Origin of the sequence: Shewanella abyssi, from assembly GCF_023284025.1 — a bacterium.
GTDB classification, from domain to species: Bacteria; Pseudomonadota; Gammaproteobacteria; order Enterobacterales; family Shewanellaceae; genus Shewanella; species Shewanella abyssi.
In genome coordinates, this window is the sequence record NZ_JAKIKR010000005.1 from 114,754 (window position 1) to 132,376 (window position 17,623).

The following is a 17,623-nucleotide window of genomic DNA, read 5'->3' on the forward strand; positions in this document are numbered from 1 at the left end:
CTTACTCGTACCCCACTGGCAGACCTAACATGTCCCGCGTAACCAGTACCACGCCTTTTTCGGAGACTCTGAAGCCTTTAGCGCGGTCATGGTCGTGGTTATAACCAATGACGCTCCCTTCTGGAATGATACAGCCGCGGTCGATAATGGCATTCTTAATCTTGCAGTTTCGTCCCACCACCACATCAGGCAGGATCACTGAGTCTTCAACCAAAGCGAATGAGCACACCCTAACTTCATTAAACAGCACGCTGCGGCGCACCGTTGCGCCAGAGATAATGCAGCCACCAGAGACAATTGAGTCTAGCGCCATGCCACGTCTATCGTCATCATCAAAGACAAACTTTGCCGGCGGTAGCTGCTCTTGATAGGTCCAAATAGGCCATTTAGCATCATATAAGTTTAACGCTGGCGTGGGCGACAACAGTTCCATATTTGCTAGCCAAAATGAATCGAGCGTGCCGACATCTCGCCAATAAGCCTCTTCATTTGAAAGTGCACTTCTAAATCGATGGGCAAACACCTGGTGATCTTTAATAATCGACGGAATGATATCTTTACCAAAGTCGCGCTCAGAGCCTTCATTTTGCGCATCGAGTTTAAGCTGCTCAAATAGGAACTCAGTGTTAAACACATAGTTACCCATGGAGGCTAAACACTTTTCGGGATCCTCAGGTAGATGTTTCGGTAATTGGGGCTTCTCTTCAAAGCCTAAGATCCGCCCAGACTCATCCACTTCTACCACCCCAAAGGCACCGGCCGCTTCAGGCGTGGGCACTTCTAGACAGGAGACGGTCATATCAGCCCCAGATTCTGCGTGGGTGGCTAACAGCCCAGCGTAATCCATGCGGTAAACATGATCGCCCGACAAAATCATCACATATTTCGGCAGTTCGTGGCGAATAATATCGATATTTTGAAACACCGCATCAGCAGTGCCTTGATACCAATTTTCAGAGTGGCGCTGGGAAGCGGGTAAGACCTCAACCGATTCTCCCAGCTCCTTTTTAAAGTGTCCCCAACCACGCATTATGTGTCGAATAAGCGAGTGAGATTTATATTGCGTTACCACCCCGATACGACGTATGCCTGAGTTTATGCAGTTGGATAATGGGAAGTCGATGATCCTAAACTTACCGCCAAAATACAGCGAAGGCTTAGCCCGCCATTCCGTGAGCTCGTGTAGCCGAGATCCTCTCCCCCCCGCAAGAATAATGGCATAGGTATCACGGGTTAAATTGCTAATATAGCGTGGGTCATTGCTCATACAGATTCACTCCTTGAACGTAGTTTATCGACATGCTTTATTAATTGAATGCGCATCATGCTCTCCAAATTTCATCGCGATATCCGGCGATAGTCATATCACTTGAAAATCGGCCACTGGCCGCCGTATTTCTAATACTCATTTGTGTCCAGCTCATTTGATCTTTATAGCTATTGGCAGCCTTGACTTGCGCAAGGCGGTAGGATTCAAAATCAGCCGCGGTCATCCATGGATCGTTAGGACTCTTGATGCTGGCAATAATCGAGGCGAATATATCGGGTTCTTGCAGATTAAAATGACCACTTTCTAATAGCTCCATCACCTCTGACAGGGCGTTAGATGCAGCGATAAACGACTGTGGTTGATAGTCTTTTCGTAACTCAGCGACCTCATTAGCGTCAAGCCCGAACAGGAAGAAGTTTTCATGGCCAACCTCCTCCAACATCTCAACGTTAGCGCCATCTAAGGTGCCAATGGTCAGTGCACCATTCATCATGAACTTCATGTTGCCAGTGCCTGACGCTTCTTTGCCTGCGGTTGAGATCTGTTCCGACAGGTCCGTTGCCGGACAAATTTTTTCCATGGCGCTGACGTTGTAATTAGGCAAGAACGCAAATCGTAGATACTGACTAACAACGGCATCAGAATTAACCATGTGCGCGACGTTATTGGCCAATTTAATCAGCAGTTTGGCCATGGCATAACCTGGAGCTGCTTTGCCGCCGATGAGCACGCAGCGAGGGACTAAGTTGTCAGTATTGCCGAGGCGGATCTGTTGATAGAGATAAATAACATGCAAGATATTAAGCAGTTGTCGTTTATATTCATGAATACGCTTAACCTGCACATCGAACATCATTTCTGGATCAAATTCGACATTGCACTCGCTGCGGATCAACTGTTGCAGAACCGCCTTATTGGCTTGTTTAACACCTGCCCACTCTTTAATAAACGCCACATCATCGGTAAAGGCGTTAAGCGCATTTAGGTGACTTAAATCAGTCACCCATTCATCACCCAAGCGCTTACTGAGCAAGGCGCTTAACTTAGGATTACACTGTGCCAGCCAGCGTCTTGGAGTCACACCGTTAGTTCGATTGTTAAACTTTTCCGGCCAAAGTTGATAAAAATTGCTAAACAAACCAGAGGTCAGCAGCTGAGTATGTAGACTCGCTACACCATTAACAGAAAAACAGGCTACTATTGCTAAATACGCCATGCGTACATGGGGCTCATCGCCCTCTTCAATAATTGACATATCAGCCAGTTTTACCGCATCCCCTGGCCATTTATGGGCAACCAGCTCTAGGTAACGGGCGTTTATCTCAAAGATGATCTCCATGATCCGCGGCAACATATGCTGCATCATTCTCACAGGCCAGCGCTCCAGCGCCTCAGGTAACAATGTATGGTTGGTGTAGGCCATGGTTTGCGTGGTGACTTGCCATGCGTCATCCCATTCAAGGAAGTACTCATCAACCAATAAGCGCATCAATTCTGGGATAGCGATTGCGGGATGGGTGTCATTGAGTTGCATCACATTAAGTGATGCAAAATCACTAAAGTCAGTGCCATGCCGACAAACCCATAGGTTAAGAATGTCTTGTAAGCTAGCAGATGACAGAAAGTACTGCTGGCGTAGCCTTAGCTCCTTACCGTTTTCGCTGGCATCATTTGGATAGAGCACCATGGTGATCTGCTCAGCCATGTTTTTTCGTGCCACTGCTTCACTGTAATCACCTTGATTAAATTCAGTGAGATCAAAATCATCGGTCGCTTCTGCTTTCCACAGTCTTAAGGTATTAATACGACCATTTTTATAACCCGGAACTGGCATATCGAAAGCCACAGCCAGCACATCTTGCCTATCAATCCAAGTGACATTGCAGCGGCCATTGGGGTCAATATAACTGCTGGTTCGACCGAAAAAAGGCACTTTGACATTATGTTGCGCGGCTCTCACTTCCCAAGGGTTGCCCTCTCTGAGCCAACGGTCAGGCCGCTCAACTTGAAAGCCCTCCACCAGCTTTTGAGCAAACATGCCATATTCATAACGAATGCCATAACCTGTCACGGCTAAATTCATACTGGCGCAGCTATCTAAAAAGCAAGCGGCTAAACGCCCCAAGCCACCATTACCTAGCCCTGCGTCATGCTCTTGCTGCTCTACCTCTTCCAGCGTGACGGCGTAATCCTTTAATACCTTATGGATTGTTTGCTCAATATCCAGATTAAGCAGCGCATTGCCTAGCGCGCGTCCCATTAAAAACTCTAACGACATGTAAGCCACTTGCTTGCGCCCTTGTGCCATATCATCGACTCGGGTTTGTCGCCAAGGCGCTAGCATCTGCTCTTTGACTGTGCTCGCCAGCGCTTGGAATAGATCGTGTTGTTGATGCTCGTCGCGGCTTAAACTTTTATTGATATGCCGCGCCATCGCCAGATGAAGTGCATCACAAGGCTCACATTGACTATGCTCAGCAGGCTTCTCATTCACCTGAGCCTGTTTCACCGGTTTTGCAGCTGTGGTTTTAAGTTTTGACTTCGCTTTAACCTTGGTCGTCTTTACAGGTGCCGTCATAGGGTTGCTCCTTTAAGTTGAGCATAAAACAACATTACGCTTCGCTCTTTGAGCAGGTAGCGCTGAATGGAAGATGAAGTTGATGGGACTCGATCTACTGCCGAGTCAGCTAAACGCAACTCTGACTGAGTTTGAATTGAACAGGATGGCTCATCGGTTTGGGTGTGCAACAAACATTGCCACTGACCGTAGCCGTCAAGGCAAGGGGCGCTAAATGCTAAGTTTTGCTCATCGGCGTTTAGCATCAACAACAACGCCTGCTGCTCTGGTGCTTGCGCTTCTGCATTCTCAGCAACAACTTGCCCACAGAGCACCAGGCTTAAGCTGCGCGTATGGGCATCGCTCCACTGCAGCTTACTCATTAGTTCGCCTTGGCGACAAAACCAATCAAGCCCGGCTCCCGCTGTTGATACGCTTTGGTGGATAAAATGCTCAAGGTATAAACCAGAGAAACGTTTTCTAATGGCAATTAGACGCTTTACAAAATGCAGTAAGCTGCCCTGCTCGACGTTATATGACCAGTCTCGCCAATTGAGTTTATTATCTTGGCAGTAAGCATTGTTGTTGCCCTGTAAACTATGGCCAATTTCATCTCCCGCCAGCAGCATAGGCACGCCTTGGGACAAGACTAATGTGGTGAGCATGTTGCGCACTTGCCGTTGGCGCAAAGCATTTATCTCTACGCTGTCGCTTTCACCCTCTGCACCATAGTGATGGCTGTAGTTTTCTTGATGTCCGTCTCGGCTTTGTTCGCCATTAAGATCATTATGCCTTTGGCAGTAACTGACCAGATCGTGCAAGCTAAAACCGTCATGGCTGGTGATAAAGTTAATGCTGGAGCTGGCGCTTCTATCGGCATGTTCAAACAAATCACTCGACCCATGTAGCCGCCGCGCTAATTCTGGCAACATGCCAAAGTCGCCGCGCCAAAAACGGCGCACCGTATCGCGATAACGATCGTTCCATTCACTCCAACCTTGAGGGTATCCGCCTAACTGGTATCCTCCAGGCCCGATATCCCAAGGCTCTGCTATTAGTTTTACCCTATTGAGCACTGGATCTTGGGCAATGGCATCGAAAAAGCCTGCGCCCTTATCAAAACCATGGCTTTCTCGCCCTAAACAACTGGCTAAATCAAACCTAAAACCGTCTACCCCCATCACTTCAACCCAATAACGTAATGAATCCATTACCATCTGCAGCACTCTAGGGTGGCCGATGTTAAGTGTATTGCCACAGCCAGTGTCGTTGATATAAAAGCGTTTATCATTGGGGAGCAAGCGGTAATAACTTAAGTTATCAATCCCCTTAAAGCACAAGGTGGGTCCATGACGATTGCCTTCAGCCGTGTGGTTATAAACCACATCGAGGATCACCTCGATTCCCGCTTCATGCAGTGCGCTTACCATGTGTCTGAACTGTTCGATAGGCGCTGGCGCGGAGAGTGATTCGCTTTGATATTGGTGCTGAGGCACGAAGAAACTTAGGCTGTTATAGCCCCAGTAGTTAGTCAGGTTTTTATGTTGTAGAAAGGCTTCGTTAATAAAACAGTGTACTGGCAATAACTCAACACAGGTCACCCCTAATTCAGTTAGATAATCCAGTACTTTAGGCTCAGCTAAGCCTAAATATGTGCCGCGAACAGACTCAGCTATCTCATCACACAGCTGGGTAAAGCCCTTTACATGTAGCTCGTAAATAATGTGACCGTTAAGATCATTGCCGATATGCGTTGCCGCAGCCCTTAAGGGAGCAATAGCGGCCAATGTTGCGGTATTAACGACCTTGCATTTAGGCATGTAAGCGGCGTTATCATCGCAATTAAAAGACAGATCGTCTAACCCGTGATCAGTGCAATAACCATAGTGACTTTGATGTTCAACAAATTCACCCACCCACTGCTTAGCATAGGGGTCAAGTAATAACTTATTGGCATTAAAGCGATGACCAGAATGAGGTTCAAAAGGACCGTCGACTCGATAACCATAAACTAATGCTTTATCCAAACATTCAACATGCAGATGCCACACTTGTTGGCTTTTTTGCATCAAGGGATACCGTGCTAGCTCATTCTCCCCGGTACTATCAAACACACAGAGCGTGACTGATGTTGCATGGGCAGAGAACAATGCAAAATTAACGCCTTGCTCGTCGACCGTAGCCCCCAGAGGATAAGGCTGCCCTTTGGTGATCAGCATTTCTTATGCCTTACCAATAACTAGACAGGCAAGTGGCGGCACCGTCACTAGTGCACTATAAGGCATCCCTTGATAGGGACTTTCTTCTGCGCAAATGCCCCCTTGATTACCCACGTCACTGCCGCCATAAAATGCGCTATCACTGTTAAGCTTCTCGACGACATCGCGACTATCAGCAAGCCCTATTCTAAATCCGTGATGCACCTCTGGCGTCATATTAACGATAAACACCAATGGACTATCTTCTATAGCGCCGTGGCGCATAAAGCTAAAAATACTCGACGTTGCATTGTCACAATCTAACCAACTAAAACCACTGGAGTCACAATCTTTTAACCACAGTGCTGAGGATGATTTATAGAGTGTATTTAAGTCTTTAACCCAAGCTTGCATCCCTGTATGAGGCGCGTACTGCAGCAAGTGCCAATCTAAACTAGCGTCGTGGTTCCACTCATTTCGCTGGGCGAACTCATCTCCCATGAACAGCAGTTTCTTGCCGGGATGTCCCCACATAAAACCGTAATATGCTCTAAGTGTGGCAAATTTTTGCCAATCATCTCCGGGGATTTTATGCAGTAGTGAGCCTTTACCATGCACGACTTCGTCATGACTCAAGGCTAAAATAAACTGCTCGGTATATTGGTAGACCAGGCTGAAACTAAACTCATGATGATGGTGTTGTCGGTGGATAGGATCACGCTGTAAATAGCCTAAGCTGTCATTCATCCAGCCCATATTCCATTTGAAGCCGAAGCCTAAATTATGTTGCCCATCAGTACCTATCGATTGCGACTGAGCCAATGGTTTATCGATGACATGGCTCACTCCCGGCCAAGCTGTCGACTCCTCGGCAATCATGCAAACACCCGGAAAACGTTGATAAATACGTTGATTTAAATTTTGCAAAAAGCTAATCGCGGCGAGATTTTCGCGGCCGCCGTTGACATTAGGTAGCCATTGGCCCGCTTCTCGGCTGTAGTCTAAATACAGCATCGAAGACACCGCGTCGAGCCGCAAGCCATCAAAGTGAAACTCCTCTAGCCAGTAACAAGCGTTACTCAACAGATAGCTTTGTACTTCGCCACGCTCATAGTTGTAGATCAACGTATCCCAATCAGGATGTTCGCCTTGGCGCGGGTCATGATGCTCATACAAACTGCTGCCATCAAACTTGCATAATCCATGGGGATCTTTTGGAAAGTGCGCCGGCACCCAATCAAGTAGCACCGCAATGCCCGCCTGATGACAGGCATCAATAAAGGTTTTTAAACCATTCATATCACCAAAACGGTAGGTCGGCGCATAAAGTCCTACTGGCTGATAACCCCAAGAACCGTCAAATGGATATTCACTCACCGGCATTAGCTGCAGATGCGTAAAACCCATGTCTACTGTATAGGGGATGAGTTGCTGTGTTAGTTCAGCATAATCAAGGTATTGAGTACCATCGTCACCCTGTCTACGCCAAGAGGCGAGATGAACTTCATAGATGGACATTGGCGCTTGGTGCCATACCTGCTTACTGCGCGCTGCGAGCCATTGTTTATCTTGCCAAACATGTTGCTCAGCACTGCTAACCACAGAAGCATTACCCGGAGCGGCTTGCATCGCTTTAGCGTATGGATCGGCTCTTTCAATACAAAGCCCATTGGCGTCAATTACCTCAAACTTGTAGTAGGCACCCGCTGTTACATTGGGCACGAAAATCTCCCAAATGCCATTAGCGAGATGTTGGCGCATCACATTTACGGCACCATCCCAATGGTTGAAATCACCAATTAACGACACCCGCTTGGCATTGGGCGCCCACACACAAAAAAGTACACCTTTAACGCCTTGGCATTCACGCCAGTTAGCACCAAGAAAACGATAGGCTTGTTGCTGCGCCCCTTCGCCAAAAAGGTAGAGTTCATCAGCAGTTAATAAGCTATCAAACTGATACGGATCGATGATATCGACTGTGCTCAAGGGGTATTGAACCCGCAGTTTGTAGAGAAATGGCTTTACTCTACGGCCTATTTTCCCGCTAAACAGCCCGGCATCATTACACTTGGTTAAACTGGCTAGCTTACGAGATGTCTTGTGGCAAATAACCTCAACGCTCACCGCGCCGCGCAAAAAGCAACGCACTGTCAGTGATTTTCCATCGTCGCTTGCATGCATGCCTAATAGCGAAAACACATCGACAAACTCACCGTTAAGTAGGGCGACATCGGAACCATGTTGAAATTCGGGAGCGTTATTGGTCATAGCGGTTTAGTCCATTAGGTTGTAGTGACAATGTTGTTGAGCAAGGTGGTATTTGATGACGGGGTACAGTAGCTGTTGATCGTGCCAACCTAAGTTGTTCAAACAACGCCTGTATGCTCTGATCCGCAGCCAAGGCCGCTAGAGTGGCAGGCATACGTCGTTGCCAATTTGGGTATTCAAGCCAAGTACCGGGGATATTTACAGGCTGATTGTCTAGCGCCAAATCACACAGTTGCACACTAAACAATGTGGCATTACCTGCGGCGCAAACGGCGATCCAGGCCTGCAATAATGTTGGATACTCTGTACTATCGATATCGCTATCGCTCAATGCGCCAGCACGACACAATAGTGTGAGTAGTTGTTGCTTTTCATGACCACGCGCTTGTAATGCAACTTGGAGTGCACTATCGCTGTCGATAAGACCAAGTTTGTGTCTTAGCGTTAGATCATCTGCTTGCCACCATGCTAATAACGGCGGTACATCGTGATTAGCCAACATCATTAAGCTTTGCGGTTGGTGATCTTGCGGTGACGTAAAAGCACCGTCTTGCTTACTGAAATAAAACAGGTCATTGGACAATACGCCTGCTGCAGCAAGTTTGCTGACGATTTCAGGCGGGATGAGTCCTAAATCTTCACCAATAACTCGGCACTGTGCCCGTTGGCTTTCGATACACAAGATTGCCAGTAATGCATCCAGCGGATAGTAGACATAGGCACCATTACCCAGAGCCTTAGATGCAGGCCACCACCATAGGCGCAAAAGTGACATCACATGATCGATGCGCAGCGCACCACAAGATTGCATATTGCTGCGCAGCAAGGAGATAAAATGTTGATAGCCACTCTGTTTAAGCGCAATAGGATCGAGCGGAGTCAGTCCCCAGTTTTGACCTTGTGGTGCAAATGGGTCTGGCGGTGCGCCGATACTGGCTTGTTGGCAAAAGGGGTTATTAGTCGTTTTTACTTCGACACTATTAGCCCCAGCGCCTACGGCGAGATCGCGGACTAAACCAATCGACATTCCAAGCTGTTTAGCGTGTCCTTGGCATTGGGCTAATTGCTGCTCGGCAATAAACTGTAGATAGGCAAAAAAGCGCTTATCGAGACCTTCAAACTCGCTTAACCCCCTGGTATCAGCGAGTTGTTGATCGCAAAACTGCTGCAACGCCTCGCCTTTATCGGCGATAAACCGGTTAAAATGCAGCGTTCGAACAGTTATTTTCTCAACATGATGCAATACAAACAACGGGTATAACTGAGTAAAAACACGGTACTTATGCTTACTGACTAAGCGATAATCCAGCCAATCAATGCCATTAGCCCGTGCTTTAAATGCCAGTAGCTCAGCTTTAAATTTGGCTTTAGACTCACGATTTTCAGTATCAGTTGCCCCGTAGGTCTTTTCACTCAATAGCAGCTCAAATTCGGCCACCATCTCAATATTGATGTAGAGCGGATTTAACCGACGCCTGTCAGATGGACTATAGGGGCTGCAAGCTTGAGGGTTAGCAATATCCAGCGCATGTAGCGGATTAAGTAACACAAAACTTGCGCCCTCTTTGGCCACAACATCGACAAGAGCTAACAGATCGGCAAAGTCGCCAATTCCCCATTGGGTATCGCTCCGCAGGCTGAACAGCTGAATACTGACTCCCCACAGCCGGTCATTTACTCGTGTATTGCAGCCTTGATAGCTTGTTGCAGGGGCGACTAACCAGGTTCCTGAAATAGCACTATTTTTATTATCACCGTCATCAACGTTAACGTCGGAAGTTGAGCTTGCTTGCTCAATCCTCACCCGATGATAACCAAGCCTAATGCAAGGCAGCTCGCAACCGACCCTAGGGTTTATCCGCACCAAGGATGACTCAATAAGTGTTTGTGTTATGGATAATTGATAATGCAGATATCCCACCGCACCAATTTGATAATTACCAACAACCTTAACCAAGTTGCGGGGGTTAACATTGCTGTTATGAGCGCGCAATTTAGCGGCGTAAAGGTAAAATTGATACACTTCGCCGCTTTCAAGTTGCAACTCAATACTCAGTAAGTCATTAATATTCTCGGGCAGATATAAATTGAGCAAGGGGGTATCAATAGTGCAATGCTGAAAACTCGGCAAGACTTGGGTCCACGGCAGTGCATCTAGCGCGAAGGTTTTGTTCGCAATCGTCTCATCGCTAAGTGGCTGTTGCAGATTTTCAGTTATATCACCATCAAGCATGCAACGTAATATTCCGATGCGATCTTGTTCTGGGGTATAGATTTTTTCACCACTACAGCTTACGAACTCCGCACCGACACCTTGCAAATACAGCAACTTCTCTAGCCCCATACTACTCATCCCGGAATTGACAACCCACTCTCAGATGGAACAGCTACCATGCCAACAACACATAACAGCTTAAAGACAGTTTTATTTCAATACGGTGACAATTCCCCAGCAGTGTAAAACGATAAACCGCTTTAGAACGCCATCATTAGCGCCCACATAAACGTGCTGTTGCAACCAATAAAAACGACAACAGCATTTAGCGAGTATTATATTTTCATATTGAAGGCTATCGACGTCATAAAATTACACAATTAGTTATCTAGATCCGATTTTGGAGTAATTTACACTAGGTTAGTGTCTAATTTAGAGCCAGATCACACCTTTGCCGCATCAGTGTTGGTACTTTAATTACCAGAAGAGATAACAACTTTTAACATTAAGCGTATAGGTGAATTTTATGGCTGCTAAATTTTTTATCCCATCCGTCAATATCTTAGGTGATAATGCGGTTACCGAAGCTATTGCTGATATCAAAGCACTTGGCTTTAAGAATGCTCTAATTGTGACAGACAAGCCTTTAGTTGAAATCGGACTGGTTGCTCAAGTCACTGACAAGCTCGCCAGCAACGATATTGCTGCTGTAGTGTTTGATGGTGTGCAACCAAACCCAACGGTTTCTAACGTTGAAGCGGGTCTTGAGATGCTGACAGCAAACGATTGTGACTTTGTCATCTCTCTTGGTGGTGGCTCACCTCATGATTGTGCTAAAGGTATCGCATTAGTGGCAACTAACGGCGGCAGCATTAAAGATTACGAAGGTCTAGATGTGTCTACCAAGCCACAACTACCACTCGTTGCCATTAACACTACCGCTGGCACAGCAAGTGAAATGACCCGTTTTTGTATCATCACAGATGAAACTCGTCATATCAAAATGGCCATTGTCGACAAAAACACCACGCCAATTCTATCGGTTAATGATCCAGAACTGATGCTACTTAAGCCAGCTGGCTTAACAGCTGCAACAGGTATGGACGCATTAACTCACGCTATCGAAGCTTATGTATCCATTGCTGCCAACCCAATCACAGATGCTTGCGCAATAAAAGCGATTGAGCTTATCCAAGGTAACCTTGTCGAAGCCGTTGAAAATGGCCAGAGCATTCAAGCACGCGAGCAAATGGCATACGCCCAGTTCTTAGCGGGCATGGCATTTAATAACGCGAGCTTAGGTTATGTGCATGCTATGGCGCATCAGCTAGGCGGGTTTTATGACTTACCACATGGCGTATGTAACGCACTGTTACTGCCACATGTTCAAGCCTACAACGCACAAGTGGTACCAGAGCGTTTAAAAGATGTTGCTAAAGCGATGGGTGTGGATGTCATTGCCATGAGTGATGAAGAGGGAGCAACTGCTGCATTAGAAGCAATTAAAGCGCTATCAGTTGCAGTCAAAATCCCAGAGAACCTCACCAAGCTTGGCGTTAAAGCTGAAGATATTCCAACGCTAGCAGACAATGCTTTGAAAGACGCCTGTGGATTTACCAACCCAAAACAAGCGACTCACGAAGAGATCTGTCAGATCTTTACTAACGCTTTATAGCGTTGAGTTTATAACGTTAATTGTATCGACAGTTATGCAGTTCAATTGGTTAAGTAAAAGGTGAATCGATAGCAAGCTTGTCAACACTCCCTTGGTTGTGCTTGCTATCTTTCATTGCTTTTTAGATGCGCTTGTAATGTTCATCAACATAGAGAGACTGCTACTTGCCTATTTGATTATTTGATTAAAAATCGACTTAGCATAAAAGATCGCGCTTTGTTAGATAAGCTTTTAGGATGTTTTTCAGATATGAAAATCTCAAAAATATCAGAAAAAAGCCTATAGGCAGGCGATTTCAAGTAGTTTCCGCTCGCTTTACAGGATACAAATTGCTGCAATTGCGATATAATTAAAGAGTTCGCTTTTTCCCTGCAAAAGTTAAAGCAAGCTTAAGAGCCCACTCCACGGAGTGGGCTTTTTCCTTTCAATCTGTCCCTTCACTCGCTGTTTTTCAAGATAATTGGCCCCTTTGTATTAACTGTTCAGGTTGATCGGTACTCTGTCAGAAACAGTAAGCTCATGCATGGGTCTTTTACCGCAGTATCAATGCAGCGGATCCATTGTCGCCAGGCAATAATGTTTGATCGATTCGATAAAGGCTGGCGCCTTAAAGGAGTGAGCCAGTGACTATTATAGTCGGACCACTTTTAACAAGTTTCAGGACAGAAATGCGTTACCTTCAGAGCAAAGTGGTTCCAATGATCTGCGGTCAGCATCTGCACTGGGTTTGAAAAGCGCAAACTTTCATCATTCGCCATTAATGATGGCTGTCTTAGTAAGTTCATCATAGAGGTGATTAAGATATTGAAATTATTGAGTTGCTTGTAAAATTAGTTAATTGGCTGGAAGTGCTAATGGATCGTAACGGCTAACTAAAAGTGTAATTTAAGATAAGCCACCACGACCTGTGTGAACTCTCGCGCCGCACTCCCGTAACAGAGAGTACTATATAAAGGTATCACTTCCAGCAAACTCGGGCTTGTTCAACACTAGGGATAAGGATGCGGCTGCGCGCGGCCTATCCTTATATGTTAGGCAAATTTCTACTTAACTTTAAAGCAATTATCTCTGTCGATTTCTAAATTGGAAAAGTCTCCTTCAACAGATGTAGGACCAAAGTGAATTGAACTCAAATTTGGTCTATTGGTATACCCAGTATTTAAGTTAACCGTCCCCTTGGCAAAACAAAGCAGCTCCTCATTGATGTGATATACAGTACCATATAATCCCGCATTCTCAGGATCTGGGAAGAATAATTCATTACCAATGGTCCCATCCAGATTGATAACTTGGTTACCCAAACGGTTTGGATAATAAGAGTTCACATCATGATGTCTCGAAGCCAATATTACACATTCAGAATCATCATAAATTGCCCACCCAATACCTTGATAGCCACCTGAGTCAAACTCAATTATAACCTTATGATATTGAGTATCATTAGGATCCATATTTTTAATACATTTCTGCCCCTCTAATACTGATGGAAAAATGTTTATAGCTTGTTTCTGCTCGTCATCATCACTACTACAAGAGGTTAATGTTAATGTGAGAAGTAGTATCAGAAGTTTATTCAAACTGCATCCTTATTAATTAGCTTGTTGAACGAAGCCGCTATGCGGCAGAAAAGATAAAATCATGAGTAAGCATAGCCAGCCATTGGTAATCAATAACATAACTAGCTTTCAAACAGATATCAATACTCTGTACCTTTCAAATCATCAGATGAAATATTTTCAATATTGCGGCTGCGAAATGTGCCGAATTCAAGATCTAAGTGCACCATACAAATCACCTAAATACTTCTGCTGGTGTTTGTAATTTAGTATCTTTCTTGGCCTGTTATTTATTAAGTTTACAATGGTTTCTAGCTGTTCGCTTGTGACCGCTGAAAAGTCAGTTCCTTTAGGGAAGTATCTCCTTAAAAGGCCGTTGGCATGTTCGTAATTAGTAATAGCCAGCCATTAATAATCAATAACATAACCAGTTTAAAAATCAATATCAGCGATTGACCTCTACCAAACGTGTACTTGAATTACTTGCAACAAAGAGTTGACGAAAAGTTCTAAGAAATAGCGGAGTTTGCTTGAATTTATGAGTTTAAAAGCGCGGCTGATTAACTCAGAGTTTTGACTGAGGAATATGGGCTTGAAGTGGTTTATTGTGTCTAGTCTGTTTGCATATACTGACAGCTATTTGAAAAATGCCGTCGCCGCTTACCTAGGTGTTCACAGTAACTGCTGAACTCTTGCAGTGTACCTACGGGACCATGAAACAACTCACCAAATTCTGCAACGATTTTCATCCAGTTGTCTGCGGGAATATTTAATCGATTTAGTATGTTATTTGCAGTCGCAGATATAGCGCCCCGTTTGCCATCGCGAATAACTCTACCTGTTTCATCAACTAATTCCAGATAGTCTTTCAGTGAGAAGGCAATACCCTTTGGCTGACGCTCTCGCTCATTACCAATAAAGGGTAATAGCTTCTTCGGTTGCTCGCCTTTTATCGCGGCGTTGACTCTTAATTTTAAGCTGGTGAACTCTGATTGTTCTGGTGTTGAAACCATCTTAGCGCGAATTGGGTTCAGTTCGACATAAGCCATACAGGCCAGTACTGCCGCTTCATCGAGCAAAGCTTGAGACTTGAAACGTCCCTCCCAAAAATGGCCGGTGCAATTGTCTTCAAGGTTGGCCTGTCTGGCAATCGGTTCATTGAGACACCTCATGAACCATGAGATATCACTGAGTCGTGAGCGGTAAATCGCGATTTGATGTTTCAACTGGGCAACGAGGTGTTCATCAATCACTTCACCTTTAGCAAACTTTTGAGTAAGCGCAGTGCCGTTAAACAGTTTATGCCATTGCTGCACTATATCCCTATCTGACCACACATTAACCTGTTCTAAATCAATATGAAGTACAACATGCAGATGGTTGCTCATCACTGCGTACGCTGCAACATCAATGGCAAACACCTCAGTAAGCTTCAATATTTGTGTTTCTACCCAAGCTCGACGGTGGTCGTAATTTTTGCCTGTGTACTTGTCATCACCACACAGGAAGGCACGCCGAACTACGCGGCTACAACAATGGTAATAGGGTGTGTCTTCAATGCTAATAAGGGTTCGTCTTGGCCTTGGCATACAACCTCCTTGTTAAATGCTCTTTCAAAGCTTAGTCGCAGGTTGCTCTTGATGCCATTAACTATAACTATGGCTGGCACTATTTGTTTCTCTGCACTATATCCCTATCTGACCACACATTAACCTGTTCTAAATCAATATGAAGTACAACATGCAGATGGTTGCTCATCACTGCGTACGCTGCAACATCAATGGCAAACACCTCAGTAAGCTTCAATATTTGTGTTTCTACCCAAGCTCGACGGTGGTCGTAATTTTTGCCTGTGTACTTGTCATCACCACACAGGAAGGCACGCCGAACTACGCGGCTACAACAATGGTAATAGGGTGTGTCTTCAATGCTAATAAGGGTTCGTCTTGGCCTTGGCATACAACCTCCTTGTTAAATGCTCTTTCAAAGCTTAGTCGCAGGTTGCTCTTGATGCCATTAACTATAACTATGGCTGGCACTATTTGTTTCTAGCTTAGTCGGAGGACTTAACACGCGCCATTAACTATGGCTGTCTATGTAAGTTATTGCAAAACGTCAACCGGAGCTGGTCTATCAAGCCATGTTTTCAGTTGCTGCCAGCGTGCTAAAAGAGTTCGCCAAAAACTCGAAGCAACTCGGGGGTAAAATTGGTTTTACAGGCGTACTGCATACCCACAACAGACGACGCGACTACCATCCTCATATTCACTTCATCATCCCTGCTGGTAGCTTCGACAAAGATAAAAAGCAATGGAACAAGAGCAAAGGTAAGTACCTGTTCAACGCCTTTAATCTTGCCAAAGTATGGCGAGCACGTTTGCTTGAATACCTGACACATAAGCTAGATATCAAACTGCCAGCAGCCATCCCAAAAAAGTGGGTGGTCGACTGCCAACACGTGGGTAAAGGCTTGCCAGCCCTTAAGTATCTGTCACGTTATCTTTATCGTGGTGTATTGCCCGACAGAAATATCATTAGCGACATCGATGGGCAGGTCGGCTTCGAGTATCAAAATAGCCAAACAAGAAGCACTGAAATACGCACTTTACCTACGGTCGAGTTCCTATGGTTAGTGCTCCAGCATGTGTTACCGAAGGGATTACGGCGAGTGAGAGACTACGGATTATTACAAGGGAGCTACCGAAAACTAAGGCTGCAAATACAGCTCATGCTGGCGGTTGCTGGGGCACTGCCTCAAGTCGTAGGAAGTCTAATGGTACCCGAGATGAAGCGAACCGTTGCGATACGGTCTTGCCCCTGCTGCCAGCAGCCGATGACATTTATGGGAGTGCATGCGCGACTGACAAGCTTTCTTAGACAAAAACAAACGACACCTAACGCCACTGTTTAAGCGGAAGGATAAAAAAGTTAACACTTAAGATGCGGAACAAGAAAAGTATAAGGAGGTGCTAAGGCATTGATATGTTGAGGTAACGAAATTAGCTGGCGATGCTAAGGGATCGATGCGGCTAGTAAAAAATGTTACTGCTCAGCAAACATCGAAAAAGCATAAGATCTTACGCCGATATTTACATTATAAAGGTATCACTCGGGCTTGTTCAACAATCGGGATAAGGACGCGGCTACGCGCGGCCTATCCTTATTTGTTAGCAGTACTTTTAGCCTCACCAACCGTTAGTAATGCTGCTATATAAACAAATGCTAGAAGATCTATAGCAAATGATTGTGTTGGCAAAGTGCCAGTATATTCTTGGTATAAAAAACCAGGTGAAAATGGTGCGGATAATATCAATTCATATGTCTCGCCCCAACTTACGCCAATATGTACGCCACCTAATCCGGAATAATTTGCTGAAATTGAACCAAGAACAATACTTGGTATTTGTAAGCACTGGTTAAAAATGGATACCCAATACCACTTATATTTCTCTTTAACGGCAGTGAAGCCAGCAATAGCGTTTAAGATGATAAAAAATAAATAGTACAGCGACTCTTCAAGAGAACCACCGCCATCTAAAACTGAATCGATAAAGAAATACAAAATTACTATTGAGGCAACTAATTGGAAATAACCAATTATTTTGACTCTATTTTCCGCTAACGAAAAAGCCTCTTCTTCTGACTTTATTACTGCTTCATTAACTTCTTCTTTTCGGTTTTCGAGTTCCGTAAGTAATAATTGGTAATTAGGAGAGTCGTGGGAAATATTTTCTTTTACATCAAACAATTCATCAAGAGTGTAATTTGAATAATCGATAGTGCTCATGTGCATCCTTGTACTGCTAACAGCTTATTGATTAGTCGCTCGATAACGTTCTTAGCAACTGTGTTAATTTTGTTAAACGTAGCACTACTAAGCT

Annotated in this window: 9 protein-coding genes and 3 pseudogenes; 2 read left to right on the plus strand and 10 right to left on the minus strand. The window is 45.1% G+C overall.

Annotated features, from left to right (window positions below):
- Window position 1: 1 nt before the first annotated feature.
- Genes glgC through malQ form a run of 5 tightly spaced genes read right to left on the minus strand, consistent with a single transcriptional unit; the run spans window position 2 to window position 10,640 of the window.
- Entirely contained in the window at window positions 2-1,267 is a 1,266-nt protein-coding gene (gene glgC / locus L2755_RS04075) for a glucose-1-phosphate adenylyltransferase (RefSeq protein ID WP_248979470.1), read from the minus strand.
- Between the two features lie 55 nt (window positions 1,268-1,322).
- Window positions 1,323-3,848 (minus strand): glycogen/starch/alpha-glucan phosphorylase, encoded by a 2,526-nt coding sequence (locus L2755_RS04080; protein ID WP_248979471.1) that lies wholly within the window; start codon window positions 3,846-3,848, stop codon window positions 1,323-1,325.
- Entirely contained in the window at window positions 3,845-6,046 is a 2,202-nt protein-coding gene (gene glgX, locus L2755_RS04085) for a glycogen debranching protein GlgX (RefSeq protein ID WP_248979472.1), read from the minus strand. Before glgX ends, L2755_RS04080 begins: the two co-directional genes overlap by 4 nt.
- Window positions 6,047-6,049: 3 nt before the next feature.
- Entirely contained in the window at window positions 6,050-8,296 is a 2,247-nt protein-coding gene (gene glgB, locus L2755_RS04090) for a 1,4-alpha-glucan branching protein GlgB (protein WP_248979473.1), read from the minus strand.
- Window positions 8,286-10,640 carry a 4-alpha-glucanotransferase gene (gene malQ / locus L2755_RS04095; RefSeq protein WP_248979474.1) on the minus strand — a complete coding sequence of 785 codons (2,355 nt, stop codon included), beginning with the start codon at window positions 10,638-10,640 and terminating at the stop codon, window positions 8,286-8,288. The genes glgB and malQ overlap by 11 nt, the downstream gene beginning before the upstream one ends.
- A gap of 397 nt (window positions 10,641-11,037) precedes the next feature.
- Between malQ and yiaY the strand changes: the two genes are divergently transcribed.
- A complete protein-coding gene (gene yiaY / locus L2755_RS04100) occupies window positions 11,038-12,186 on the plus strand; it encodes an L-threonine dehydrogenase (protein WP_248979475.1) in 1,149 nt (382 codons plus the stop codon).
- Window positions 12,187-13,229: 1,043 nt separating this feature from the next.
- Here the strand turns inward: yiaY and L2755_RS04105 are convergent.
- The 4 genes and pseudogenes from L2755_RS04105 to L2755_RS04120 all read right to left on the minus strand — a co-directional run.
- Window positions 13,230-13,763: a hypothetical protein gene (locus L2755_RS04105; protein ID WP_248979476.1), complete on the minus strand. Its 534-nt coding sequence runs from the start codon at window positions 13,761-13,763 to the stop codon at window positions 13,230-13,232.
- 189 nt (window positions 13,764-13,952) lie between these two features.
- Window positions 13,953-14,129, minus strand: a pseudogene (locus tag L2755_RS04110) (IS30 family transposase); the annotation flags it as partial.
- Window positions 14,130-14,353: 224 nt separating this feature from the next.
- A complete protein-coding gene (locus L2755_RS04115; RefSeq protein WP_248979477.1) occupies window positions 14,354-15,331 on the minus strand; it encodes a transposase in 978 nt (325 codons plus the stop codon).
- Window positions 15,332-15,419: 88 nt separating this feature from the next.
- Window positions 15,420-15,701: pseudogene (locus L2755_RS04120) on the minus strand (Mobile element protein); the annotation flags it as partial.
- 142 nt (window positions 15,702-15,843) lie between these two features.
- On the opposite strand from L2755_RS04120, the pseudogene L2755_RS04125 reads away from it, so the two are divergent.
- Window positions 15,844-16,653, plus strand: a pseudogene (locus tag L2755_RS04125) (IS91 family transposase); the annotation flags it as partial.
- 249 nt (window positions 16,654-16,902) lie between these two features.
- Here the strand turns inward: L2755_RS04125 and L2755_RS04130 are convergent.
- Window positions 16,903-17,529: a hypothetical protein gene (locus L2755_RS04130; RefSeq protein ID WP_248979478.1), complete on the minus strand. Its 627-nt coding sequence runs from the start codon at window positions 17,527-17,529 to the stop codon at window positions 16,903-16,905.
- Window positions 17,530-17,623 lie beyond the last annotated feature (94 nt).